This is a genomic window from Alistipes sp. UBA6068, from assembly GCF_949428155.1.
Lineage (GTDB): Bacteria > Bacteroidota > Bacteroidia > Bacteroidales > Rikenellaceae > Alistipes > Alistipes muris.
In genome coordinates this window covers 64,446-89,477 of record NZ_CASQFS010000007.1, presented here as the reverse complement: position 1 = coordinate 89,477, position 25,032 = coordinate 64,446, and the positions used below count along the sequence as shown (strand labels likewise).

The following is a 25,032-nucleotide window of genomic DNA, read 5'->3' as shown; positions in this document are numbered from 1 at the left end:
GCTACTGATGGCGGAAACGCTCGTCGTTCTCCTGCCGGGCCTGCAAGTCGAGGACCTCGCAGGCGTCGCGGTTCTCGACGAGGATGATGTCGGTGAGCCGGGCGAAATCGGTGGCGAGCTTCAGACGGACGGTATAGGCGGTCCTGTTCTCGTTCATGGAAGCGCTCTCGACCCACCCGATGAGGACGTTCTCGGGAAAGAACTGCGAAAACCCGGTCGTGATGACCCGCTGCCCAATTTTGGGCTCGGCATACTTGGACAGCTCGCCGAGCAAGACGGAATGGGGGTCGACGCCGTCCCAATACACGGACCCGAAATAATCGGTGCCCTCCAACTTGCCGCTGGCTCGGAACGAGGTGTTAAGCAAGGGGATGGCGACAGAATAGCGGTCGGTACAATCGACGATATACCCCAACATGGAACCGCCGGGAGCGAGCAACGCCATATCGGGAGTGACGCCGTCGCGCAAACCCCGGTTGATGGTGACGAAATTCTGCGCCCGGTTGATGGTATTGGAGACGACGGTAGCGGTCATGACGCGGAACTTGGACCCGCCCAAATCGAGCATGTAACGCTTGAGCCTGTCGATATTGGCGGCCTCGTCGTACTGGGCAAGCCGTTCCTCAAGGAGGGCGACACGGTCGAGGAGGATGCGGTTCTCGGCTTCGAGCCGGAAGTAGCGCCGCACCCCGGCGGAAAACTCGTGGACCGACCCGGCGGCGGCGTTGGAACGCGCGAGCAGGCGGGCCTGCGTGAAGTAGGTGGACCGTGCGTAATACCCGATGGCGAGGGCCTCCAACACGACGAACAACACCACGAGGTAGATACTACGGATGAACTCGATGAGCTTGTGCACGACTTTTACTAATTCAAGATTGCGGACCGTCGGCCCGCAATCCAAAAAACGCTATGTATGACCGGCTTGGGACCGGCGGCTACTTCATGAGGAACGAAAAACGGTTGATATTCTTCAAGGCAATGCCGGTACCGCGCGCGATGGCCCGCAGCGGGTCCTCGGCGAGGTGGAACGGGATGCCGGTCTTCTCGGTAAGGCGTCTGTCGAGCCCCTTGATGAGGGCACCGCCGCCAGCAAGGTAGATACCGTTCTTGACGATGTCGGCGTACAACTCGGGCGGCATGGACTCGAGGACCTTCATCAGCGCGGCGTCGATTTTGGTGAGCGACTTCTCCAAAGCGTAAGCGATTTCGCTGTAAGAAAGGGAGACGGTCTGCGGCAGGGCGGTGAGCATGTTGGGACCCGTGACGACGAAATCTTCGGGCTCGTTGTCAAGGTCGGAGACGGCGGCACCGACGGAACACTTGATGGCCTCGGCCGTACGCTCGCCGATGCGGATGTTATGCTGCTGGCGGACGTAACTCTGAATGTCGTTGGTGAAGACGTCGCCGGCGACATTGACCGACTCGGAGCAAACGATGCCGCCGAGGGAGATGCAGGCGATTTCGGAAGTACCGCCGCCGATGTCGATGACCATGTTGCCCTCGGGAGCCTCGACGTCGAGCCCGGCACCCAAGGCGGCGGCCATGGGCTCGTAAATCATATAGACCTCGCGCCCCCCGGCGTGCTCGGCGGAATCGCGGACGGCGCGAATCTCGACGTTGGTAGACCCGGACGGGATGCAGATGACCATGCGCAGCGACGGCGCGAAGAGACTGCCCGAAGTTTTGACCTTCTTGAGCATCCCGCGCAGCATGAGCTCGGTAGCGTTGAAGTCGGCGATGACGCCGTCTTTCAAGGGGCGGATGGTCTTGATATTGGGGTTGGTCTTCTCGTGCATGTTGCGCGCCTGGCTGCCGATGGCGACCAGCTTGCCGGTATGGACGTCGAGCGCGACGATGGACGGTTCGTCGACAACGACCTTGCCGTTATAGAGGATGAGCGTATTGGCCGTACCGAGGTCGATGGCCAACTCCTGTGTCAAAGAAAATAATCCCATACTGAATGCGAAGAATTTAACAACGGCGCGGACCCGGCGAAAACCCCAAGGGAGAACGGCGGGAAGCTACCCGGACAAAGGTAGGAAAAAGCTGTGAAATAATTTGTATATTTTTTGAGATTTTTTTATTTACTTTGTGTGGCCAAACAACGACTGCATGGAATACAAAATAGGAAAAGAAGCCCGCTGCGCCGTAATCGGCTACGGAAGCTGGGCGACGGCGATCGTGGGTCTGCTGGCGGCCAACGAAACGCGCGTAGGCTGGCATGTACGCAACCCCGAAGTGCTGGAAGCCCTGCGCACCGAAGGCCGCAACCCGCGCTATCTGAGCGACGCGGAATTCGACCGGGAACGCATAGCCCCCACGGACGACCTGAACGAAGCGGTCCGCGAAGCGGACATCGTGGTGCTGGCGGCCCCGTCGGCCTATCTGAAAGACTTCCTGGCGCCGCTGACCGAACCGCTGACGGACAAATTCATCGTGTCGGCCATCAAGGGAATCATACCGGGCGACTACACGACGGTGGTAGAATATATCCACGACCACTACGGAGTGCCGTACAAGCAGCTGGGCCTGCTGACGGGCCCGTCGCATGCGGAAGAAGTGTCGCGCGGAAAACTCACCTACCTGACGGCGGTATGCACCGACCTGGAAAACGCACGGGAGATAGGCAAGAAATTCGCAGCCCCGCACATCCAGCTGAGCTACGCCACGGACCTCTACGGCATCGAATACGCGGCGATACTGAAAAACATCTATGCGCTGGCGGTAGGCATAGCCGTGGGGCTGGGCTACGGCGACAACTTCCTGGCGGTGCTGATAGCCAACAGCGCGGGCGAAATGAAACGTTTCTTAGACGAAAGCTACCCGGACGCCCGCGACACGCTGGTATCGGCCTATGTAGGCGACCTGCTGGTGACGTGCTACTCGGTACACAGCCGCAACCGCCGTCTGGGACTGCTCATCGGCCACGGCTGCACGGTGAAAAGCGCGCTGAACGAAATGACGATGGTGGCGGAAGGCTACTTCGCGGCCGACTGCATCCGCCACATCAACACCCGCCACCGCATCGAAATGCCGATAGCGGAGACGGTCTACAAAATCCTCTACGAAAAAGCCCCGGCGCGCCGGAGCATGAAAGAACTGACGACAAAACTAATCTGATACGACATGAAAACACTCGAACTGGACATCCGCAAAAGCGGCATAACGCCGACCGACGAGATGAAGAAGGCGGCCGAAGCGGCCAATACCCTGCTGCACTCGGGCAAGGGAGCGGGCAGCGACTTTCTGGGCTGGGTACACCTGCCGTCGTCGATAACGGACGCCGACTTGGCGGCCATCGAAAAAACGGCGGCCAACCTGCGCGCGAAAGCCGACTTGATAATCTGCATCGGCATCGGCGGCTCGTACTTGGGAGCCAAGGCGGTGCTGGAAGCGATGAACGACCCGTTCAAGCAACTGCGCAGGGAGCAGAAAGACCCAACGGTGGTATTTGCAGGCCAGAACATCTCGGAAGACTACATTCACGCCCTGCTGGAGGCCTCGAAAGAGCACTCGGTAGCGGCAATCGTCATCTCGAAATCGGGCACGACGACCGAACCGGCCATTGCGTTCCGGCTGATAAAGGCGGAAATCGAAAAACGCTACGGCAAGAAAGAAGCGGCGGAACGAATCGTAGCGGTGACCGACGCGGCGCGCGGCGCGCTGAAGACGCTGGCGACGAACGAAGGCTACCCGACGTTCGTGATTCCGGACAACGTGGGCGGCCGCTTCTCGGTACTGACCCCGGTAGGTCTGCTGCCGCTGGCTGCGGCGGGCATAGACATCCGTGCGCTGGTGCGCGGAGCGCAGGAAATGGAAAAGGCGACGGACGAAAAGATACCGTATGCCGAAAACCCTGCGGCGATCTATGCGACGGTACGCAACGCTCTCTACCGGAACGGCAAGAAAACGGAAATCCTGGGCTCCTACGAACCGCAGCTGCAATACGTCAACGAATGGTGGAAACAACTCTACGGCGAGAGCGAGGGCAAGGAAGGCAAAGGCATCTTCCCGGCGAGCGTGACGCTGACGGCCGACCTGCACTCGATGGGCCAATACATCCAGGAGGGCGAGCGGACGCTGTTCGAGACGATTATTTCGGTGAAAACGCCTGCGCACGAAGTGAAAGTGGAAACGGACGCAGAAAACCTGGACGGTCTGAACTACCTGGCGGGCAAACGAATCTCGGAAGTGAACCGGATGGCAGAAATCGGCGTACAGCTGGCCCATGTGGACGGCGGAGTGCCCAACATCCGCATCGAAATCCCGCGCATCGACGCGCAGACGATAGGCGGCCTGCTCTACTTCTTCGAGAAAGCCTGCGGCATCAGCGGCTATCTGCTGGGAGTGAACCCGTTCGACCAGCCGGGCGTGGAAGCGTACAAGAAAAACATGTTTGCACTGCTGGAAAAACCGGGCTACGAAGAAGCATCGAAAGCCATTAAGGCAAGACTATAAAACATCGCATTGCGAATCGAAAGCGGACCTCTCACCGAGGTCCGCTTTTTTGTAGGCAGGACGCGGACTCTCCTTGCGACCTCCTCCTTGCGGCATAGAATGTTGCCAAGCATCGGTTCATCTGCGGCTTCTCAGAATGACAGAGAGGAACTCCTCGGAATGGCCAATCACCTTTAGCCTTTCACTTTTCACCTTATAAATAAAGTGGCACAAAAAATGCACCCGGAAACAATCCCTTAGACAAGCAAACCGAACCATGAAACTGCGTCCGCTATTCATCCTGATTCTGTTCGTCGTATCGACGGCCATCCTGGGCTGGATATACTACAAGGCCACCCACCCGCGGCAGGAAAAACCCACCGAAACCTGGCACGAAATCATAGCCGACCTGGACGCCTGCTGCCGCCGCAAACACGTGAAGTCGATGCAGTACGACCACTTCGCGACGATAGCCGAACAGGAAAGCCGCCAGCAAATCGCGCGGCTGTTCCGGGCGATGGCCCTTTCGGAACGGCTCCAGGAACACAACTGCGCAGATGCAATCCAACAATTGGGCGGCGAATACCTGCCGCCGGAGAAAATCGTGGTATTCCGCGGCGACACGGACGGCAATCTCGAACGGAGCATCGCCTATGAACTGCGCACGACGGAAGAATGCAAATGCGGCGAAATCGACCGGGCCATAGCCTGCGACAACCGCTTCGCGGCGCGCCTGCTGACATGGTCCTCGTCGGTAGACATGCGGAACGCGGCGTTCATGCACCTGTGCCGGATACCGGAAGAAACGGCGACCAACTGGGAATATCTGGTCTGCCCGCGCTGCGGAAACCTCTTCATATCGGTCTACTGCGAACCCTACTGCCCGTTCTGTCTGACGTCGGGCCGCCAGTTCGTCCGCTTCGAGTAAAAAGAAAGCCCGGTCCATTCTATGAACGACCGGGCTTTTCATATATGGTGCGGCTACTCCTCGTCGGCCTCCTTCATGGCGTGGTAGACGTTGGTAACGTCGTCGTCCTCCTCAAGCCGCTCGACGAGCTTCTCGACAGCTTCGCGCCCCTCGGCATCCAGCTCCTTGGTATCGGTAGGCAGGTAAGCCGATTCACCCGAAACAATCTCGAAACCCTTGTCGTCGAGCCACTTCTGAATGGCGCCGAACGACTCGTAGGGAGCGTAGACCGTGATTCCGTCCTCCTCGGGGTAGAACTCGTCGACGCCGAGGTCGATCATTTCGAGCTCCAATTCTTCGGGGTCGGTTCCGGCAGGAACGCTGAATTTGAAGATGCACTTGTGGTCGAACATGAACGCAACGGAACCGCTGTTGCCCAACGTTCCGCCGCACTTGTTGAAGTGCATCCGCACATTGGCGACGGTCCGGTTGGTGTTGTCGGTAGCGGTTTCGACAAGGAACGCGACACCGTGAGGACCGTAACCTTCGTAAACGACCTCCTTGTAATCGGCGGCATCCTTCTCGGTAGCACGCTTGATGGCACGCTCGACGTTCTCCTTAGGCATGTTCTCGGCCTTGGCGTTCTGCATCAGAATGCGCAGACGCGTATTGCCCGACGGATCGGGGCCGCCGGCCTTGACGGCGATTTCGATCTCCTTGCCCAACTTGGTAAACGTGCGGGCCATGTGCCCCCAACGCTTCATTTTGCGCGCCTTGCGATACTCGAAAGCTCTTCCCATAATATATTCAGATTTACGATTTCTCGGACTTGGTGGCGCAAAGTTATAAAAACGCGGCCAAAAACGGAAAAATAGAAGCCGAAAAATCAGCGGAGCCAGCAACGAACAAGCTCTGCCCGGCTGAACCGTCGGCGGCAAAGCGCTGCGGGGTTTCGCAAACAAGACATCCGGAGGAAGACCCTGCGGCACAAAAAAAACAATCTGCTGTAAACCAGCAGATTGAAAAGGTACCCGGAGCCGGGGTCGAACCGGCACGACATTGCTGTCATTGGTGTTTGAGACCAACGCGTCTACCGATTCCGCCATCCGGGCAAACCGTCTCCAACGAAGAATCGGGCGCACAAAGATAGGAATTAATTCACAATTCGCAATTCCTAACACACAATTATTTCAATCGAAGCCGAAAAAACACGGTTTCTCGCCTGGGCTATGCCGAGGAGAAAAATTCTGCATAAAAATAAACTTTTTCATACAAAGCAGATTCTTAACTGCGCTACGCTTGTTGACCTCCTCCTTGCATGGCATAGCCTGCAAGCAGTCTCTGCACATGCTGCGAGCGTCGGTTCGCTGCGCTCAGAATGACAGAAAGAGGAGAGGGCTAATCCGCAGGGTGGAAAAACTCCTGGATTTTACGGGCCTTGGCGTCGCCGACGAGGGCGGCGAGCTCGCCGAAATTGGCAGCCTTGACCTTAGCGACGGTCCGGAAATGCTGCAAGAGCAGGCGGACGGTCTTTTCGCCGACGCCGGGAATCTGCTCCAGCTCGCTATGGATAAACGCCTTGCTCCGCTTCTGCCGATGGAACGAAACAGCAAAACGGTGCACCTCCTCTTGGATATGCGACAACAGGTGGAAAACGGGCGAAGTAGGCCGCAGCCCGACCAACAAAGGCGGATAACCGCAATACAATTCGGCGGTGCGGTGGCGGCTGTCCTTGGCCAACCCGGCGATGGGAATATCGAGCTGCAGATACTCCAGCACTTCGTGGATAACCGCCATCTGCCCCTTGCCGCCGTCGGCGATAATCAAATCGGGCAGCTCGGCCCCCTCGGCCACGAGCCGGCTATAACGCCGAAAAACAACCTCGCGCATGGAAGCGTAATCGTCGGCCCCCTCGACGGTCTTAACGTTGAAATGGCGGTACTCCTTGCGGGAGGGCTTGCCGTTGCGGAAGACGACGCACGACGCGACGGGGTGGGACCCCTGCAAATTGGAATTGTCGAAACACTCGATATGGCGCGGCTGCCGGTCGAGGTGCAGTTCTTTCTGCATGGCGTTCATCAAACGGTCGGCGTGGCGCTCGGGATTCTTGATTTCAAGGTTCTTGAGCTGCTCGGCGCGGTAGATGCGGGCGCTTTTCTGCGAAAACTCCAACAAATCGAGCTTCTCGCCACGCTTGGGAACGGTGAAGGTGACGCCGTCGAACAGCAAGGTAGTGGAGGGCAGGAACGGAACGATTACTTCGCGCGCCAACTCCCCGCCCGCGATATGCTCGACGACATGCTGGATAGCCAAGGTGAGCATGTCGCGCTCGTCAGCCCCGACGCCCGTGGAAAGACGCACGGTAGAAACGCCGACGACCGACCCGTGGCGGATACGGACGAAATTGCAATAAGCCACATCGTCGTCGGGCAAGAGCGAAAAGACGTCGACGTCGACGATGCGGGCGCTGACGATGACCGACCGACCGGCGTAATGGTCCAGAGCGTCGAGCCGCTGTTTGTAGCGCTGCGCCTGCTCGAACCTCAGCGCCGCGGAAGCCCGGGCCATCTCCTCCTCCAGGTAGCTCCGCACGGGCCGCAAGTCGCCTTTGAGAATGGAGACGACCAGCCCGACCTGCGTGTCGTAGTCTTCCTCGGACTGCAGCCCGACGCAAGGCCCCTTGCAATTGCCGATATGATACTGAAGACAGACCGAATACTTGTCTCGCGCGATAAGTTCGGGAGCGAGGTTGAGCTTGCAGGTACGCAACGGCACGACCTCGCGGATGAACTCCAGCACGCTGTGCTGCATCATGCCCGACCCGTAAGGACCGAAATACTGCGACCCGTCGCGCAAGAGCTGCCGCGTAGACTGCACACGGGGAAAATGCTCGCGCCGCACGACGATCCACGGGTAGGTCTTGTCGTCCTTGAGGAGGATGTTGTAACGCGGCTGGAGGGTCTTGATAAGCGAGTTTTCGAGCAGCAAAGCGTCGGTCTCGCTGCCGACGACTATATGGCGGATTTCGGCAATCTGCCTGACCAGCACACGCACCTTGGCGCTATGCTCCTTGCTCTGAACGAAATACGAAGAAACGCGCTTGCGCAGGCTTTTGGCCTTGCCGACGTAGATAATCGTGCCGGAGCGGTCCACGAACTGGTAGACGCCCGGCGACAAGGGCAGCAAAGCCACCTGCTCGCGAAGAAAGGAATTGTCGGATTCGGCCATACGTGTGCAAATGTAGGAATTTTTTCGCAAAGCCCCGGCCCCGAATACGCGCAGCGACAAAGCCCGGGCGATTTTTGCTTTATTGGGCCGAACGCCGTATATTTGCGCACAAAACACTCATATTCACACCCATGAAAAGAACGATACTCCTATTGGCCGCGGGACTGCTGACCCTGTCGTGCGTCGACAAAGCCTACGACCTCGGGCGCCTGGAGGGAGGACAAATCGCCGTCGGCGACGACGAATCGGAATTCGCGGCACCGCTGGTGACCGTGACGGTCCTGCTCGACGACATCCACGACAGCCAAGGTTCGCTGCAAGAAATGCTGGACGAAGCCGACATCTGGCTGCCGTCGGAGCTGCCCGGAGGGGTGGACTACGTAGACTTCCAGCGCCTCTATGCGGACGACGCCTATCTGGCGGAAGTGACCGGAGCTCTGGTCGATGAAATGGGCCGCGATGCGGCCAAGGTGGACAAAGTGGCCGACCTGGTATGGCGGTGCTACAAGGATGACTTCCTCAAACCGCTGGGGCTGGAGGGAATACCCGTCGACAAAGCCCAGTTTACAACATTGTTCGTCGACCGGTTCACAGCCAGCGAAGCGCTTCGGGAGCAAACCGAAGCGGCAGCCCGCAAATTCTTGATTTTGCTGCAAGTATCCGACCTGGACTACCAGCTGGGAGCCATCGACTTGGGCGAAGCACTGGACATGCTGACCGCGAACCTCGACCCGGAAGGGACGCCCGACCCGCGCAACACGCTCTCCATCAAAGGCAAGGTAGAGAGTACGCTGCCGCTGAGCATGCGGCTGTCGCCCGTATTCACGCCGACGGGGCTGGAAATCGCCCCGTTCGCCATAGCCCCGGGCACAACGACCGAACTGACCCCGACGCGGATTTACACCGAAGACCTGCGGGCGCTGGCAGGAGCCAACGACCTGGCCATCCATGTACCGGTCGAGTTGCAGCGCTACTACCCGGGACGGGCACTCGACGCGCGCCCGATCTCCATCCGGCTGAGCCTCCACAAAACCGGAGCTCTGAACCTCTAACCCGCGGCACAGACCATGAAAAGGATTCCTATATATATAATAGCGCTCTTGGCGGCCGCAACAGCAGCGGCACAGAACCCCACGACCTACTTCATGGAGGGGAGCACCCTCCGCATGCAATACAACCCGGCGTTCGCCCCGCACCGCGGCTACTTCAACGTACCGGGCGCGGGTGGCGTACAAGTGGGCGTGAACAGCAGCCTTACCCTCGACAACCTGCTTTACCCGCGCGACGGACGGCTTGTGACGCTGTTCGACGCGTCGGTACCGACGTCGGAAGCCCTGCGCAACATTCGCGACAAGAACACGCTGACGGCCGGCACGCGGGTGAACCTGCTGGGATTCGGCAGCTATACCCGCAACCGCAAACATTTCTGGTCGTTCGACCTCAACCTGCACGCCAGCGCGACGCTCAACATACCGGGCAAACTGGTCGAATTCGTCAAACGCGGCACCGACGGCTCGATCCGCGACCTGGGGATAAGCGTCGAAACCTATGCGGACGCGGGATTCTCCTACTCGTTCCCGCTGCTCGACGACAAGCTCTACATAGGCGCCAAAGCCAAGGTGCTGGTGGGATTGGGCCGCGCGAAACTGACGTTCGACCGAATGGACGTAACGCTCCACGACGACCGTTGGGCGGTAGACACCTATGCCACGCTGGACGCGAACATACCGGAAGCGGAAATCAACTACCGCTATGACGAAGAAGGCCGCCCCTATTTCGAGTTGAGCGACATCCGCATGAAAGGCTTCAAGCCCACAGGCTACGGATTCGCAGTCGACCTGGGCGCGACATACAATGTACTGCCCGACTTGCAGGTGTCGCTCTCGGTGACGGACCTGGGATTCATCGACTGGGACAAAGAAAACAACATCCGGGGCCACTCGGAAGAACATGTAGAATACACAGGAATCACGGTGGAAAACGACATGACGTTCGCTTCGCCCGACTTCTCGTTCGACGACCTGCTGCGCTTCCGCCCGGACGACAGCCAAATGAAAACCCGCATGCTGCAAGCGACGCTCAACGCAGGGGCGGAATATTACTTGTGGGACCACCGGGTAGGATTCGGCCTGCTCTACCAAGCCCGCTTCCACCACTTTACAACGCTGCACAGCGTGACGGGTTCGGTGAACTTCAGCCCGGTACGATGGTTCACGCTGGCGGCGAGCTACACGCGCACGACCCGCTGCGGAGGAAGTTTCGGCCTTGCGCTGAACCTCTGCCCGAGCTGGATCAACTTCTTCATAGCGACCGACCTGGCGACGGCGAAATTCACGCCGCAATACATCCCCGTCCGCCAGCGCACGATGAATGTCACGTTCGGGCTGGGGTTCCCGCTCGGACCCAAAGGCCAGCGCACGCAAAAATAGACCTCCTGCCGGCCGAAACAGCCGAACTACGAGGATTTCAACCCGTTTACGCCCGGATTCAAACGGCCCCGACCGCCCGAATCCGGGCATTTTGTGCACCCCCGATACCGGATAAGGTTCGCAGCGATGCGGAAAAATGCGAACGCGAACTCCGGAAAAGGCATCGGAATTAACGATTTCAGACGCACCCATACCAGATTCGGGCAAAGCTATTGCAAATTCGGAATCTTTGCGTATCTTTGTGGTGTTGGAGAAATCCGACGAATAACCTCGCAAAGTTTGAAGGTTAGTAAAAATAATTAAGTACCCATTGCGGCGGTCCGAACTCTGTGTGAAGTTGCGTCACTGAACTTGAATTCTTCAACGGACCGCCGCAATTTTTGACCCGAAACCCCGTATTGCCGGCAAGGCAGTACGGGGTTCCTATATAAATTAAGGAGAAGTAAATCAACCGCTGACGGGAACCCCGTGGCGCTGCAGCGCCTGCTCCATCAGATGACGGCCGGCCTCGACGATTTCAGCGGCGCGGTAGAACTCGAAGATGCCGAACAAATCGCAAGGCAGCTCAACCAGCAAATCGGGCGGATAAATCCGGCACATGAGCTGCGTGATGCGCTGAATCATGATTTCGGAAGAGACGGAAATCAAGTTGTAATAATTGAGCGACGAGCACAGCCCGGAGCACGAACCGCAGACATCGACAGCGACGAGCCAATCGCCGGGCTGCCGCTGCACGCGGTTGAGCGGCAAGGGGTTGACCGTACCGCCGTCGATAAGAACCATGCCATTGTAACGCACGGGCTGGAAGACCGAGGGAATGGAAATGGAAGCCCGGACGGCGCCGAACAAATCGCCGTGGTCGAAGACGACTTCGCGCCCGGTGACGAGGTCGGCGGAGACGGCGGCAAAAGGAACGGCGAGACGTTCGATGCGCACGTCGGGAACGAGCGACTTCAAAGCCTTCATAACGCGGTTGCCCTTGACCAGCCCCTCGGAGCTGAACGCCAAGTCGACCATGCCGAGGACCTTGTAACGGTCGAGCGAACAAATCCAGTCGCGGAACTCCGCCAGACGCCCGGCGGCGAACATTCCCCCTACGAGCGCTCCCATGGAAGTGCCGGCGACGGACGAAATCTCGAACCCGGCCTCCTCCAGCGCCTCGATGGCCCCAATATGGGCGATGCCGCGCGCGCCGCCGCCGCTGAGCACCAAAGCAACCTTACGTTTCTGCATAAGACAAATCCTCCGAACAATCCAAAAAAAATACACGCATCGTGCCGAACCGCGGGGCACGAACTACTCGCCGCAAAACACCCGGTCCATCGCTACGTCGTGCGGCTCGGCGGGCAGTTCGCCAACCAACTGATGCGGATAACACACGCCGAACCTAAGGGCCCGCACACCGGGCTGGGTGAGATAACGGTCGTAGAACCCCTTGCCGCGTCCCAACCGGACACCAGACGGGGTGAAGGCTACGCCGGGAACGATGATGAGGTCTATGTCGCCGGGCGGGCAAACCGAAGCCCCGGGTCCGGGCTCGGCGATACCGAAAGCCCCGCAGCACAAAGATTCGGGCACATAATCGTAGAACTGCATGGTCTCGCCCTCGACCCGGGGCACGACGATGCGCTTCTGCCTGCACCAAGCGGCGAGCGCCGCCGAAGTGTCGGGCTCGTCGCCAAGGGCGCAGAACAGCCCCACGCACCGGGCCGCAGCGAACTCGGGCAAAGCAGCTATGCCCGCAAAAATCCTTTCCGATGCCACCCGGCGCTCCTCCCCGGTCAAAGCCCGGTTGAGCCGCTTCATTTCGGCACGCAGCTCCTTCTTATTCATAAAACCCTCCGACTTAAGACAATTTCCTTCGTGCCGCCATTGTTATTCCGCAAACAATACGTATATTTGTGGCAGTTTGTCCGCCACGGACCATCGCTGCGGAAACCCACGGCAACACGAACATTACAAATATAACAAAATTATTCCTATGAACTGTTTTCTTTGCAACTCCTCGGTGGGCAAGAAACTGGTGATGAGCGTCTCGGGCTGCGTGCTGGTGCTCTTCATCCTGTTCCACATGTCCATGAACCTGACGGCGCTCTTCTCGCCGGAAGCCTACAACGTAATCTGCTCGTTACTGGGCGCGAACTGGTATGCGCTGGTAGCGACGGCGGGCCTGGCGGCCATCGTAGCGCTGCATTTCATCTATGCAATCGTGCTGACGCTGAACAACTATCGCGCGCGCGGCTCGCAGCGCTACGAAGTGACGGTCAAGGAACCGGGCGTATCGTGGGCCTCGAAGAACATGCTCGTACTGGGCTTCATCGTACTGGGCGGCCTGGCCCTCCACCTCTACAACTTCTGGGCGAAGATGCAGCTGGTGGAACTCATGGGCGACCACGTGAACTCGCTGGGCTACGCCCCCACCGACGGAGCGGCGCTGATAGCCTACACGTTCTCGCAATGGTACTACGTAGCGCTCTACCTGGCGTGGTTCTTCGCGCTGTGGTTCCATCTCACGCACGGCGTATGGTCGATGTTCCAGACCGTGGGCTGGGCCAACGACACGTGGTACCCGCGTCTGAAGTGCGCGGCCAACATCGCGGCCACGATCATCTTCCTGGGCTTCGCGGCCGTGGTGGTCGTATACTATCTGAAGAGCGTATGCCCCTGCTGTGCAGGCGCCTGCTGAATCCACCCTATCACGAAACAATAAATCGCACGAAGATATGGCACTCAAATTAGATGCTAAAATTCCTGCCGGCGAACTTGCGCAGAAGTGGAACAACCACAAGGCGGCCATCAAGGTAGTGAGCCCGGCCAACAAACGAAAACTCGACATCATCATTGTCGGAACCGGACTGGGCGGCGCTTCGGCCGCTGCCTCGCTGGGCGAACTGGGCTACAACGTGAAGATATTCTGCATCCAGGATTCGCCCCGCCGTGCCCACTCCATTGCGGCGCAGGGCGGTATCAACGCAGCGAAGAACTACCAGAACGACAACGACTCGGTATACCGTCTGTTCTACGACACGATCAAGGGCGGCGACTACCGTGCCCGCGAAGCCAACGTCTACCGACTGGCCGAGGTGTCGAACCTCATCATCGACCAGTGCGTGGCGCAGGGCGTACCGTTCGCCCGCGAATACGGCGGTCTGCTGGCCAACCGTTCGTTCGGCGGCGCACAGGTATCGCGCACGTTCTATGCCCGCGGCCAGACGGGCCAGCAGCTCCTGCTGGGCGCCTATGCGGCCCTCAACAAGGAAATCGCCGCCGGCTCGGTGAAGAGCTATCCGCGTCACGAGATGCTCGACATCGTCATCGAGGACGGCGAAGCCAAGGGCATCATCGCCCGCAATTTGGTGACGGGCGAAATCGAACGCCACGGAGCCCACGCAGTGGTAATCGCAACGGGCGGCTACGGCAACGTATTCTTCCTGTCGACCAACGCGATGGCCTCGAACGGCTCGGCGGCATTCCAGTGCTACCGCAAAGGCGCAGGCTTTGCGAACCCCTGCTTCACGCAGATTCACCCGACGTGCATCCCGGTACACGGCGACCAGCAGTCGAAACTGACCCTGATGTCGGAGTCGCTGCGCAACGACGGCCGCATCTGGGTACCCAAGAAGATAGAAGACGTCCAGGCAATCCGCTCGGGCGCCAAGAAACCGTCGGACATTGCCGAAGAAGACCGCGACTACTACCTGGAGCGCCGCTACCCGGCGTTCGGCAACCTGGTACCGCGCGACGTAGCGTCGCGGGCGGCCAAGGAGCGCTGCGACGCCGGCTACGGTGTGAACGAAACGGGCCTGGCCGTATTCCTCGACTTCAAGACGGCAATCGAACGTCTCGGCAAGGAAATCATCAAGCAGCGCTACGGCAATCTGTTCGACATGTATGAGGAAATCACCGACGTGAGCCCCTACGAGGAACCGATGCAGATATTCCCGGCCGTACACTACACGATGGGCGGCATCTGGGTCGACTACAACCTCATGACCACCGTTCCGGGTCTGTACGCCATCGGCGAAGCCAACTTCTCGGACCACGGAGCCAACCGTCTCGGCGCCTCGGCGCTGATGCAGGGTCTGGCCGACGGTTACTTCGTACTGCCCTACACCATCGGAGACTACCTGTCGCACAAGATTCAGGCCCCGAAGGTGGCGACCGACACCCCGGCGTTCGCGGAAGCGGAGAAAGCCGTGCGTGAGAAAATCGGCAAGCTGCTGGCCATCAAGGGCAAGCAGTCGGTCGACGACATCCACAAGAAACTGGGCCACATCATGTGGGAAAACGTGGGCATGGCCCGCACGAAGGAATCGCTCGAAAAAGCGATTGTGGAAATCCAGGCCCTGCGCAAGGAATTCTGGGCCGACGTGAAAGTGGTGGGCGCCGAAAACGAATTCAACGTAGAGCTGGAAAAGGCGCTGCGCCTGGCCGACTTCCTCGAACTGGGCGAACTGATGGCCCGCGACGCACTGAACCGCGAGGAATCGTGCGGCGGACACTTCCGCTCGGAACACCAGACCGAGGAGGGCGAAGCCAAGCGCGACGACGAAAACTTCGTCTATGCGGCCGTATGGGAATACAAAGGCATGGACCAGGCACCGGAGCTGACCAAGGAACCGCTGAACTTCGAGTTCGTACACCCGGCCCAGCGCAACTACAAGGACTAAACTTTCTGACGTACAATTAAAGACAATTCGGAATCATGAATTTCACGTTGAAAATATGGCGTCAGAAAGACGCCAAGTCGAAAGGCGCATTCGAGACCTACAAGGTAGAGAACATCTCGGCCGACACGTCGTTCCTCGAAATGCTCGACATTCTGAACAACAACCTTATCCACGAAGGCAAGGAACCTGTGGCCTTCGACCACGACTGCCGCGAAGGCATCTGCGGCATGTGCTCGCTGCACATCGACGGGCAGGCCCACGGCCCGAGCCAGGCGGCGACGACGTGCCAGATTTACATGCGCAAGTTCAAGGACGGCGCGACGATCACCATCGAGCCGTGGCGCTCGGCAGCATTCCCCGTCATCAAGGACCTGGTGGTGAACCGCTCGGCCTACGACGAGATTCTCCAGGCCGGAGGCTTCATCTCGGTGCGGACCAACTCGGTGCCCGACGCCAACGCCATTCCGATTCCCAAGGCCGACGCCGACGAATCCATGGACGCCGCGGCCTGCATCGGCTGCGGAGCCTGCGCGGCGACGTGCAAGAACGGTTCGGCGATGCTCTTCGTGGCGGCCCGCGTATCGTCGCTGGCCAAGTTGCCGCAAGGCCGCGTGGAAGGCGCACGCCGCGCCAAGGCGATGGTCGCCAAGATGGACGAGCTGGGATTCGGCAACTGCACCAACACCGGTGCTTGCCAGGCCGAATGCCCGAAGTCGATTTCGATAGCCCACATCGCCCGGCTCAACCGCGAATTCCTCTCGGCCAAGTTCGAGGACTAAGATTCGCTCAATATTTCCTGCAAGCAAGCGGAATCCCGGTTTTTCGGGATTCCGCTTGTTATTTGCAGACAGATGCAACCGCAGAACCCTTGGCGCACACAAAAAACAAAAACAGCTTCTTCGCTGAAACAGCCATCGCCGGGAGGAGTTCCCATAAAAAAAAGCGAAGATTACAGAAAATAAAAGTACTTTGTATTGCATAATACCAAAAAGTGCATTATATTTGCATCGTGAAAACCACCCGCCCCGGCGGAAAAACCAGAAACGCACCCGCAGACATGAAAGAAACGATCCAAGCAAACATCGGCTCGGTAGCCTTCACGCTTGACCGCGACGCCTACGACACACTCAAGGAATACTTAGACGCCGTGCGCGACCGCCTGCCGGAACACGACACGGAGACGCTGGACGACATCGAACGCCACTTTGCGGAAATCTTCGGCGAACGCATCGCCTCCCCGATGCAGGTAATCTCGCTGGAAACCGTGAACGAAGCGATAAAACGGATGGGGCGGCCTGCGGACTTCGGCGACGGCCCCGCAGACGCACGCACCCGAAATCCGGCGCCCCATGAAATCCTGCGGCCGCTGCGCCGCACGGTGGCGGACCGCTCGATAGCGGGTGTCTGCGGCGGACTGGCCCGGTTCTTCGGGACGGACCCTACGCTGGTCCGCATTATCACGCTGCTGCTGTTTCTGTTCGGCGGGCTCTCGCTCTGGGTTTATATCCTCCTGTGGATAATCGTCCCGGAAGAAAGCCCCCGCATCACGACCAACAAAAAACACTGAAATACGATGGAAACAAACCAACGACTTTACCGTACCCGCAACGGCGTCCTGGCAGGCGTATGCGGCGGACTGGCCGACTATTTCGGGCTCAACCGCGGACTCATCCGCCTCGCAACGGCGATTCTGATACTCTTCGGCGGGCTCTCGCTCTGGGTCTACATCATCCTGTGGATCATCATTCCGAAAGCACCCGCACAACTTAACCCCTGAAACCCTCATGGCTGAAGACAACGTAAAGGCACAGATGCGCAAAGGCATCCTGGAATACTGCATCCTGGCCATCCTCTCGCGGGAAGATTCCTACGCCCCGAAAATCATTGCCGAATTGAAAGCGGCGAAGATGATCGTGGTCGAGGGAACGCTCTACCCGATTCTGACCCGGCAGAAGAACGCCGGACTGCTGACCTACCGCTGGGAAGAGTCGCCGCAGGGCCCTCCCCGCAAGTACTACACCCTGACCGAAAAAGGCCGCGAATACCTCGCGGCCCTGGACGAAGCGTGGGACGAGCTGGTGAAGCAAATCGGCACCATCCGCCACGGCAAAAAAGACGAATAACCCCCTAACAACAAACACTTACGACCATGAAAAAACTCTTTCTGCTTATTGCCGGGCTCGGTTTCCTGGCCGCCATCACAGGCTGCATACTGGGTCTGACCGCCAAATCGCTCATCGCCGCCGAAAGAATCAAGGGCAGCGGAAACCTCGTTACCCGCACGGTGACGGTGCCTGCGTTCGACGCGGTACAGGTATCGCGGGGCATTCATGCAATAATAAAGAACACGGACAGCAACGAAGTCGAGGTCAAGGCCGACGACAATCTGCTGGACAAAGTGACCGTCCAGGTAGAGGAAGGCACGTTGAAAATCAGCATCGACAAATCGGTCAAGGAACTTGCGAACCACCACGTCACGGTGACCGTGCCCCACAACGCACGCATCGGCAAAATCGACGCCAACAGCGCGGCATGCGTAGTCTGCGAAGCACCGCTCACAACCAAGAACGTAGAGCTCGACGCGTCGAGCGCAGCAAAAATCGAAGCAACGGTCCATGCGGACAAATGCGAAGCCGAGGCATCGAGCGCCGCGAAAATCGCCGCGACGATAACTACCACGGAATGCGCATTCGACGTGTCGAGCGCCGCGAAGATAACGGGCCACGTGACGACCGAACGCTGCAAAATAGAGTTGTCGAGCGCCTCGTCGCTGACGCTCGACGGAACCGCCGCCGACTGCAAGGCCGAAACGAACTCGGCCGCCCGGCTGTCAGCAGATAAATTTGCGGTGAAAAACTACGACGTCGACGCGTCGAGCGGCTCGTCGGCCCGTATCCGCTGCACCGAAACCCTCAACGCCAGCGCATCGAGCGGTGCATCGGTCCGCTACGCAGGCGACTGCCGGGCGCGAATCAAGACGTCGAGCGGCGGCAGCATCCGCGAAAACTAACCCCCACAACCTTATGAACGAAGTCAGAAAATGCAGTCTCTCCGGCGTGGCCTTCACGATGGACGCCGACGCCTTCGCCCTGCTGGCGGAATACATAGAGACCCTGAAAAAAAGCTACGAGGATTCGGCCGACGGCGACGAAATCGTGGCCGACATCGAAGCCCGCATTGCGGAACTGATCCTCTCGGCCCAGGACAACACGCGTGTGGTGGAGCGCCCGCTGGTGGAGAACATCATCCGCCAGATGGGTTCGGCCGAAGACATATCGGAGACCGACCCTGCGGCCGCGCGCCGCGGAGGCCCCCGCATCCCGCGCCGGCTCTACCGCGACCGGGAGAACGCCAAGCTGGGCGGCGTATGCGCAGGGATAGGCAAATATTTCGACGTCGACCCGGTGTGGGTGCGGCTGGCGCTGTTCCTGCCGCTGCTGCTGCTCTGCCTGCAATGGATACCCTTTTTCGGGTGGTGGGTAGGCCCGATGATGGGCAACCTGTTCGGCATCTTCATCATCTGCTACCTGATTATGTGGTTCGCGGTGCCGACAGCCCGCACAGCGCGTCAGAAACTCGAAATGAACGGCGAACGCATCACGGAGCAGGCGATTCGCCGGACGACCGAGCAGACGGCGGCCCAGGACCCCGACAGCCGGACCAAACCGGTGGTGGCCGAAGCGGTGTCGGCAATCGGGAAAATCGTGCTGATGCTCTGCAAGCTGTTTGCGGGACTGCTGGTCTTCGGGCTGATTCTCGGCGCCTGCGCCCTTATCATCGCGCTGTTCGCCATCCTCGTGGGCGGCCACGACATGCCGCTGTCGCCCCACTTCCTGAACGACATGAACCTGGGCATTCCGATTCTCGGCATACTTCTTGTATTGATACCCGTTATCTTGCTGATTTACGTGCTGATGTGCCTGATCGCATCGCGCAAGCCGGGCAGCAAGACCCTGCTGGCGATTTTCCTGACGTGGATTGCAGGCCTTGCGATGCTGATAGGGCTGGCCTACAAGGAAAAGGCGGTGGACCGGGTGCGGAACTACCAGCCGCTGGGACAAATACTCAACAAGGAAGTAGTCATCGAGAGCGACACAACGACGCTGCGGCAAATACTGCGGGACTTCGACGACGAGAAAATCGTGGAGGACGACCTGCGCTCGGTGCATATCAGCGTCCCGTCGAAAGGCATCGAAATAACCTACGACAAGCAGACGTCGCAGCTCGACATCGAAGCCGACGGCAAACGCATAAGGATGCAGGCCGACGAATCGGACGGCGCCTACATCCGAGTAAACGAAGAAGAGACGCAGCAGCTGTAAGAAAGTACCAAGGTTTTCAAAATAAAAAGTTTTCCGGGACACGGGGCGGGCATGGAGTTCGCTCCGTGTTTTTTGAAAAAATTGAAATAATTCGTACCTTTGGCTACAACTTGGATGCGCGGCCCCGGCGCCCTGCGGACGAACTCCGCTTCGGCCGGATGCGCGCATTCCCGGGAGCGGTTTTGTTAGTTAACGGAAAATTATGGCAGAAATCAAATGTATCGGCGTGCTGACCTCGGGCGGCGACGCCCCCGGCATGAACGCGGCCATCCGCGCCGTGACCCGCAGCGCAATCTACAACGGGCTGACGGTCAAGGGCATCATGCGCGGCTACAAAGGGCTGGTGTACAACGAAATCGTCGAATTCAAGTCGCAGAGCGTGAGCAACATCATCCAGCTGGGCGGCACGATACTGAAGACGGCCCGCTGCAAGGAGTTCGCGACGCCCGAAGGGCGCAGGCAAGCCTACGACAACATGATGGCGGCGGGCATCGACGCGCTGGTGGTCATAGGCGGCGACGGCTCGCTGACGGGCGCCGGAATCTTCGCGAAAGAATACAACGTGCCGGTCGTGGGACTGCCGGGCACGATAGACAACGACCTGGGAGGTACGGACTCGACCATCGGCTATGACACGGCGCTGAACACCATCATGGAAGCGGTGGACAAACTGCGCGACACAGCGTCGAGCCACGAACGTCTTTTCTTCGTGGAGGTCATGGGCCACACGGCGGGCTACCTGGCGCTCAACAGCGCGCTGGCGACGGGCTCGGAAGCGGCCATCATCCCGGAGATGGAGACCGAAGTCGACCAGCTGGCCGAACTTATCAACCACGGATTCCGCAAGAGCAAGAACTCGGCGATAGTCATCGTAGCGGAGAACCCCCAGACAGGCGGAGCCACGGCGCTGGCCGAGCGCGTGAAAAAGGAATTCCCGCAATACGACGCCCGGGTGACCATCCTGGGCCACATCCAGCGCGGCGGCTCGCCGACGGCGTTCGACCGCATCCTGGCTTCGCGCATGGGCGAAGCAGCCATCGAAGCGCTCCAGGAGGGACAGCGCAACGTGATGATAGGCACCGAAAACGGCAAAATCGTCTACGTTCCTTTCCCGAAAGCCGTGAAACACAACAAAGGCATCGACCGACAGAACCTCGACCTGGTGAAGATACTCTCGATATAAATCGCTCCCCAAGAGAAAACCCGAACCCAATGCTGAAGATAAAACGCGTGACCGGCATCGGCAACGCACTGACCGACATGCTGGTGAACCTGAAGACCGATTCCGTGCTGGAACGGTTCGACCTGCCGAAAGGATCGATGAACCTGGTGGACAACCGCCTGCAAACCGAAATCTCGAAGTCGGTGGCCGGACTGCCCTACTCGCTCTCGCTGGGCGGCTCGGCGGGCAACACCATCCGGGCAATGGCGCAGCTGGGCTGCAAGGTGGGATTCATCGGCAAGGTGGGTCCCGATACGACGGGCGACTTCTTCGTCCAGGCGCTGGAGAATCTGAAAGTCGCCCCGACGGTTTTCCGCGGCAAGGAGCGTTCGGGCAAATGCGTGTCGCTCATATCGCCCGACGGCGAGCGGACGATGGTGACCCACCTGGGTGCGGCGCTGGAGCTGAGCGCCGAAGAAATCGAACCGGCCGTATTCGAGGGCTACGATTGTCTCTACATGGAGGGTTACTTGGTACAGAACCACGCCCTTATCCGCAAGGCGGCCGAAACGGCCAAAGCCTGCGGGCTGAAAGTGGCGCTGGACCTGGCGAGCTTCAACATCGTAGCCGAGAATCTGGAGTTCCTGCGCAAGCTCGTGACCGACTGCGTGGACATCGTTTTTGCGAACGAAGACGAAGCCAAAGCCTTCACCTGCGAAGCCGAACCGCTGAACGCCCTGCAAATGATTTCGGGCATGTGCGAACTGGCTGTGGTGAAAATCGGAATCCGCGGCGCCCTTATCAAACAAGGCGACGAGGTGGTGCACGTGGGCATCATGGCGGCGGCCAAGCGGGTGGACACGACAGGTGCGGGCGACTTCTACGCCGCAGGATTCCTTGCAGGGCTGTGCGACGGGCTGTCACTGCGCCAGTGCGGCACGATAGGCGCCATCACGGCAGGCAAGGTAATCGAAGTGGTCGGAACGACTTTCGGCGACGACGCCTGGAAAGACATCTATCGCTTGGTCAACAAGGTCAAGACGGAAAAGTATCTGTTCTAATTAATAACCCGTCAGCAACATATCCGCATAATTGTGAATTAGCTCCCAGGGGCTTGACTTGCCTACAACTCGGATAGGCTGCGTCTCGGCAAGACCAGAATCGCAAAATTCATTATTAATTATTCACCGAACAAGCCTCTCGAAATCTGCCAGCGCATCCTCAGCAGCCAGCGCGACTGCACGGGGCGCATGGTAAGACAAAGCAGCAGCGTGGCGCCCCACTTGAAGATTTCGAGCAGGCGGGTCCGATGCGTGCGGCGGTGGATGACCGCCCGCAGGCGCTGGCTCCGGCCCACGTTGAAACACAGGCGGCGGAAATAATCGACGGTCAGCTTTTCGGGCGGAATGATATGCCACATCACGGCGCCGGGCACGTACCAAATCGTCTCGCCGCCGCACAGCAGCCGCTCGAAGAAATCGTTCTCCTCGCCGCCGATCAGCTCGCGGCCCACACGCCCCAACGCCACATCGAACCCGCCGTAACGCATCGCCAAGCTGCGGCGGAACGCCATGTTGCCGCCCCCCGGCACCCGGCCGAGCGGAAACGGACGCACCGCAGGACCGAAATCCATCGGATTGGCGACGGGCATTTCAGCGTACTTGGACATCCAGCGCGGCCGCCCCTTGGGATACTCGGCGACGATACGTCCCCCGGCTACCGAAGCCCCGGGATACGCATCGAAGAAATCCAGGTAGGCGGCGATGAAGTGTTCGCCGATGCGCTCGTCGTCGTCGATCCAGGCCAACAAATCGGCCCGGGATTCCGACAGACCGCGGTTGCGGGCATGGGAAACGCCGGGCTCGGGCTCGAAGACCATGCGCAGATTGATCCCCGCATGCTCCGCGGCGAACGCCGCGAAACGTTCCTCGGTATCGTCAGTCGAAGCGTTGTTCACAACAACGCACTCCCACGACGCCGGGTCGGCGCTCTGCCGCACGACGGAGCGCAGAGCGACCAGCAATTGTTCGGCACGGTTGTGCGTAGGGATGACAAGCGAAAGACGAATCATACCGCGAAAGTAAGAAAAATATCGGCAAAACCTCGCCTGCGACCCGATTCTTGACTTCCGATTCGCGATTTTTCATTACCTTTGCATTCCAAGCAAACATATCCCTATGGCAGACACCACCATTCTGACCCGGCTGGACGGGCTGAAACTCAAATACGAAGAGATCGGCCAGAAACTCACCGACCCCGAAGTGATCGCCGACGTCAAGCAATTCGTCCAACTCAACAAGGAATACAAGGAGTTGGAGCCCATCATCGAGACCTCGGACCGCTTCCGCACGGCCATCGCCAACCTGTCGGAAGCCAAGGACGTCATGGCCAACGACAAGGACGAGGAGATGCGCGAAATGGCCCGCGAGGAGATCGCCGAGCTCGAACCCGCCATCGAACGCATGGAGGAGGAAATCAAGCTGCTGCTCATACCGAAAGACCCGCAGGATTCCAAAAACGCCATCGTCGAAATCCGCGGCGGCACGGGCGGCGACGAAGCGGCCATCTTTGCGGGCGACCTGCTGCGCATGTACACCAAATACGTGGAATCGAAAGGCTGGCGCTACGAAATCACGTCGTTCTCGGACGGCGCCGCGGGCGGCTACAAGGAAGTGGTGCTGAAAGTGACGGGGCAGAACGTCTACGGGACGCTCAAATACGAATCGGGCGTGCACCGCGTACAGCGCGTGCCGCAGACCGAGACCCAAGGCCGCGTCCACACCTCGGCCGCGTCGGTGGCCGTGCTGCCCGAAGCCGAGGAGTTCGACGTCGAAATCTCGATGAACGACATCCGCAAGGACATCTTCTGCGCCTCGGGACCGGGCGGGCAGTCGGTCAACACGACCTATTCGGCCATCCGCCTGACCCACATCCCGACGGGAATCGTGGTGCAGTGCCAGGACCAGAAGTCGCAGCTCAAGAACTTCGACAAGGCGTTCGAGGAGCTGCGCACGCGCGTCTTCAACCTCGAATACTCCAAGTATCTGGACGAAATCGCCTCGAAACGCAAGACGATGGTCTCGACGGGCGACCGCTCGGCCAAAATCCGCACCTACAACTATCCGCAGGGGCGCATCACGGACCACCGCATCAACTACACGATTTACAACCTGGCGGCTTTCATGGACGGCGACATCCAGGACTGCATCGACCATCTGATCGTGGCTGAGAACGCCGAACGGCTCAAGGAAAGCGAGCTGTAAGGACAATCGTTTCCGGCTCCGGAACGTTCGGACAGAAAACGCCCGCCATGATTCGCCGTCTCGCCCTCTTTGCCGCCCTGCTCGCTGCGACGCCTCTTGCCGCGCAAAAGCCGCTCTACATAGTCAACGGCACGCCGTGCGACGAAATCGTGGGGATAGAGACCGACAACATCGAACGCATCGAGGAGCTGCCGGCCGACGAGGAGAGCATAGCCCGCTACGGCGACAAAGCCACGAACGGTGTTATCCTCATCACGCTGAAGTACGATTCGCCCGCAGTATTCGAGGGCGGAGAGCCGTTCGCCGACCACATCGCCCGGCAGGTGAAGTGGGGCGAAAACGAACCCGCCGCCCGGGTGGCACTGCGCTACACGGTCACGCCCGAGGGCGAAACGGTGGCCGGAGCCATCCTCGAATCGACCGACAGCCGGCTCAGACGCCGCGTGCTGAAAGCCTTGGCCGAAGCTCCGCGCTGGAAGCCCGCCACGAAGAACGGCCGCCCGGTCGAAAGCGAAGGCGTTCTGCGCATCCAGCTGCCCGAAGGCAAGCCGCTGCCGGGAGAACCTTATATAAGAATATGGTAGCCTCCGGCGAGGAGCGCCTCACAAGAAACG

At 59.3% G+C, this 25,032-nt stretch carries 24 protein-coding genes and 1 tRNA gene; 17 read left to right on the top strand and 8 right to left on the bottom strand.

From position 1 onward, the window contains the following. Position 1: 1 nt before the first annotated feature. Positions 2 to 856, bottom strand: a complete 855-nt coding sequence (gene mreC, locus QVG21_RS05615; RefSeq protein ID WP_287922939.1) for a rod shape-determining protein MreC — start codon at positions 854 to 856, stop codon at positions 2 to 4. A gap of 79 nt (positions 857 to 935) precedes the next feature. Further along, positions 936 to 1,955 carry a rod shape-determining protein gene (locus tag QVG21_RS05610; RefSeq protein WP_251214091.1) on the bottom strand — a complete coding sequence of 340 codons (1,020 nt, stop codon included), beginning with the start codon at positions 1,953 to 1,955 and terminating at the stop codon, positions 936 to 938. Between the two features lie 157 nt (positions 1,956 to 2,112). Between QVG21_RS05610 and QVG21_RS05605 the strand changes: the two genes are divergently transcribed. The 3 genes from QVG21_RS05605 (at position 2,113) to QVG21_RS05595 (ending at position 5,365) form a co-directional block, all read left to right on the top strand. Then, positions 2,113 to 3,120, top strand: coding sequence for an NAD(P)H-dependent glycerol-3-phosphate dehydrogenase (locus QVG21_RS05605; protein ID WP_251214092.1), 1,008 nt, complete (start codon positions 2,113 to 2,115; stop codon positions 3,118 to 3,120). A 6-nt stretch (positions 3,121 to 3,126) separates the two neighbouring features. After that, complete coding sequence (locus QVG21_RS05600) at positions 3,127 to 4,458, top strand: glucose-6-phosphate isomerase (protein WP_287922935.1); 1,332 nt, start codon at positions 3,127 to 3,129, stop codon at positions 4,456 to 4,458. 256 nt (positions 4,459 to 4,714) lie between these two features. Further along, positions 4,715 to 5,365, top strand: coding sequence for a rubrerythrin family protein (locus tag QVG21_RS05595; protein WP_287922933.1), 651 nt, complete (start codon positions 4,715 to 4,717; stop codon positions 5,363 to 5,365). Positions 5,366 to 5,418: 53 nt separating this feature from the next. Here QVG21_RS05595 and QVG21_RS05590 read toward each other — a convergent pair whose 3' ends face one another. From QVG21_RS05590 to uvrC, 3 genes are all read right to left on the bottom strand, one after another. Continuing rightward, complete coding sequence (locus tag QVG21_RS05590; protein ID WP_287922932.1) at positions 5,419 to 6,144, bottom strand: YebC/PmpR family DNA-binding transcriptional regulator; 726 nt, start codon at positions 6,142 to 6,144, stop codon at positions 5,419 to 5,421. Positions 6,145 to 6,372: 228 nt separating this feature from the next. Further along, positions 6,373 to 6,456: transfer RNA gene (locus QVG21_RS05585), tRNA-Leu, on the bottom strand. A 286-nt stretch (positions 6,457 to 6,742) separates the two neighbouring features. Continuing rightward, positions 6,743 to 8,572, bottom strand: a complete 1,830-nt coding sequence (gene uvrC, locus QVG21_RS05580; protein WP_287922931.1) for an excinuclease ABC subunit UvrC — start codon at positions 8,570 to 8,572, stop codon at positions 6,743 to 6,745. 131 nt (positions 8,573 to 8,703) lie between these two features. On the opposite strand from uvrC, the gene QVG21_RS05575 reads away from it, so the two are divergent. Next, positions 8,704 to 9,624 (top strand): hypothetical protein, encoded by a 921-nt coding sequence (locus QVG21_RS05575; protein WP_287922930.1) that lies wholly within the window; start codon positions 8,704 to 8,706, stop codon positions 9,622 to 9,624. Positions 9,625 to 9,639: 15 nt separating this feature from the next. Next, a complete protein-coding gene (locus QVG21_RS05570; protein ID WP_287922929.1) occupies positions 9,640 to 11,001 on the top strand; it encodes a DUF5723 family protein in 1,362 nt (453 codons plus the stop codon). A gap of 447 nt (positions 11,002 to 11,448) precedes the next feature. Here the strand turns inward: QVG21_RS05570 and QVG21_RS05565 are convergent, their stop codons facing one another. Both QVG21_RS05565 and QVG21_RS05560 read right to left on the bottom strand, forming a co-directional pair. Continuing rightward, on the bottom strand, positions 11,449 to 12,234 hold the full coding sequence (locus QVG21_RS05565; RefSeq protein ID WP_251214099.1) for a patatin-like phospholipase family protein: 786 nt from the start codon (positions 12,232 to 12,234) through the stop codon (positions 11,449 to 11,451). A gap of 63 nt (positions 12,235 to 12,297) precedes the next feature. Beyond that, on the bottom strand, positions 12,298 to 12,834 hold the full coding sequence (locus QVG21_RS05560) for a 5-formyltetrahydrofolate cyclo-ligase (protein WP_287922927.1): 537 nt from the start codon (positions 12,832 to 12,834) through the stop codon (positions 12,298 to 12,300). Positions 12,835 to 12,982: 148 nt separating this feature from the next. Here QVG21_RS05560 and QVG21_RS05555 point away from each other — a divergent pair, with 148 nt between their 5' ends. The 10 genes from QVG21_RS05555 to QVG21_RS05510 all read left to right on the top strand — a co-directional run bounded on the left by QVG21_RS05555 (position 12,983) and on the right by QVG21_RS05510 (position 22,216). Continuing rightward, on the top strand, positions 12,983 to 13,687 hold the full coding sequence (locus QVG21_RS05555) for a succinate dehydrogenase cytochrome b subunit (RefSeq protein WP_287922925.1): 705 nt from the start codon (positions 12,983 to 12,985) through the stop codon (positions 13,685 to 13,687). Positions 13,688 to 13,724: 37 nt separating this feature from the next. Continuing rightward, on the top strand, positions 13,725 to 15,671 hold the full coding sequence (locus QVG21_RS05550) for a fumarate reductase/succinate dehydrogenase flavoprotein subunit (RefSeq protein ID WP_251214102.1): 1,947 nt from the start codon (positions 13,725 to 13,727) through the stop codon (positions 15,669 to 15,671). A 35-nt stretch (positions 15,672 to 15,706) separates the two neighbouring features. Continuing rightward, on the top strand, positions 15,707 to 16,450 hold the full coding sequence (locus QVG21_RS05545) for a succinate dehydrogenase/fumarate reductase iron-sulfur subunit (protein ID WP_251214103.1): 744 nt from the start codon (positions 15,707 to 15,709) through the stop codon (positions 16,448 to 16,450). 278 nt (positions 16,451 to 16,728) lie between these two features. Then, a complete protein-coding gene (locus QVG21_RS05540; protein ID WP_287922923.1) occupies positions 16,729 to 17,238 on the top strand; it encodes a PspC domain-containing protein in 510 nt (169 codons plus the stop codon). A 6-nt stretch (positions 17,239 to 17,244) separates the two neighbouring features. Next, on the top strand, positions 17,245 to 17,448 hold the full coding sequence (locus QVG21_RS05535) for a PspC domain-containing protein (protein ID WP_251214105.1): 204 nt from the start codon (positions 17,245 to 17,247) through the stop codon (positions 17,446 to 17,448). Positions 17,449 to 17,455: 7 nt separating this feature from the next. Beyond that, on the top strand, positions 17,456 to 17,794 hold the full coding sequence (locus QVG21_RS05530; RefSeq protein WP_287922919.1) for a PadR family transcriptional regulator: 339 nt from the start codon (positions 17,456 to 17,458) through the stop codon (positions 17,792 to 17,794). Positions 17,795 to 17,820: 26 nt separating this feature from the next. Further along, positions 17,821 to 18,681, top strand: a complete 861-nt coding sequence (locus QVG21_RS05525) for a head GIN domain-containing protein (protein WP_287922917.1) — start codon at positions 17,821 to 17,823, stop codon at positions 18,679 to 18,681. A 13-nt stretch (positions 18,682 to 18,694) separates the two neighbouring features. After that, positions 18,695 to 19,993, top strand: coding sequence for a PspC domain-containing protein (locus QVG21_RS05520; protein WP_287922916.1), 1,299 nt, complete (start codon positions 18,695 to 18,697; stop codon positions 19,991 to 19,993). 202 nt (positions 19,994 to 20,195) lie between these two features. Beyond that, the gene (gene pfkA, locus QVG21_RS05515; protein WP_251214109.1) at positions 20,196 to 21,176 is read left to right on the top strand and encodes a 6-phosphofructokinase; all 981 of its coding nucleotides are present in this window, start codon (positions 20,196 to 20,198) and stop codon (positions 21,174 to 21,176) included. A gap of 38 nt (positions 21,177 to 21,214) precedes the next feature. Next, positions 21,215 to 22,216, top strand: a complete 1,002-nt coding sequence (locus QVG21_RS05510) for an adenosine kinase (RefSeq protein WP_287923019.1) — start codon at positions 21,215 to 21,217, stop codon at positions 22,214 to 22,216. Positions 22,217 to 22,335: 119 nt separating this feature from the next. On the opposite strand, the gene QVG21_RS05505 is transcribed toward QVG21_RS05510, so the two are convergent. Then, the gene (locus QVG21_RS05505) at positions 22,336 to 23,226 is read right to left on the bottom strand and encodes a glycosyltransferase family 2 protein (RefSeq protein WP_287922915.1); all 891 of its coding nucleotides are present in this window, start codon (positions 23,224 to 23,226) and stop codon (positions 22,336 to 22,338) included. Between the two features lie 106 nt (positions 23,227 to 23,332). Here QVG21_RS05505 and prfA point away from each other — a divergent pair, with 106 nt between their 5' ends. Then, positions 23,333 to 24,418 (top strand): peptide chain release factor 1, encoded by a 1,086-nt coding sequence (prfA, locus tag QVG21_RS05500; RefSeq protein ID WP_287922913.1) that lies wholly within the window; start codon positions 23,333 to 23,335, stop codon positions 24,416 to 24,418. Between the two features lie 47 nt (positions 24,419 to 24,465). Continuing rightward, positions 24,466 to 25,002 carry an energy transducer TonB gene (locus QVG21_RS05495; RefSeq protein WP_287922911.1) on the top strand — a complete coding sequence of 179 codons (537 nt, stop codon included), beginning with the start codon at positions 24,466 to 24,468 and terminating at the stop codon, positions 25,000 to 25,002. Positions 25,003 to 25,032 lie beyond the last annotated feature (30 nt).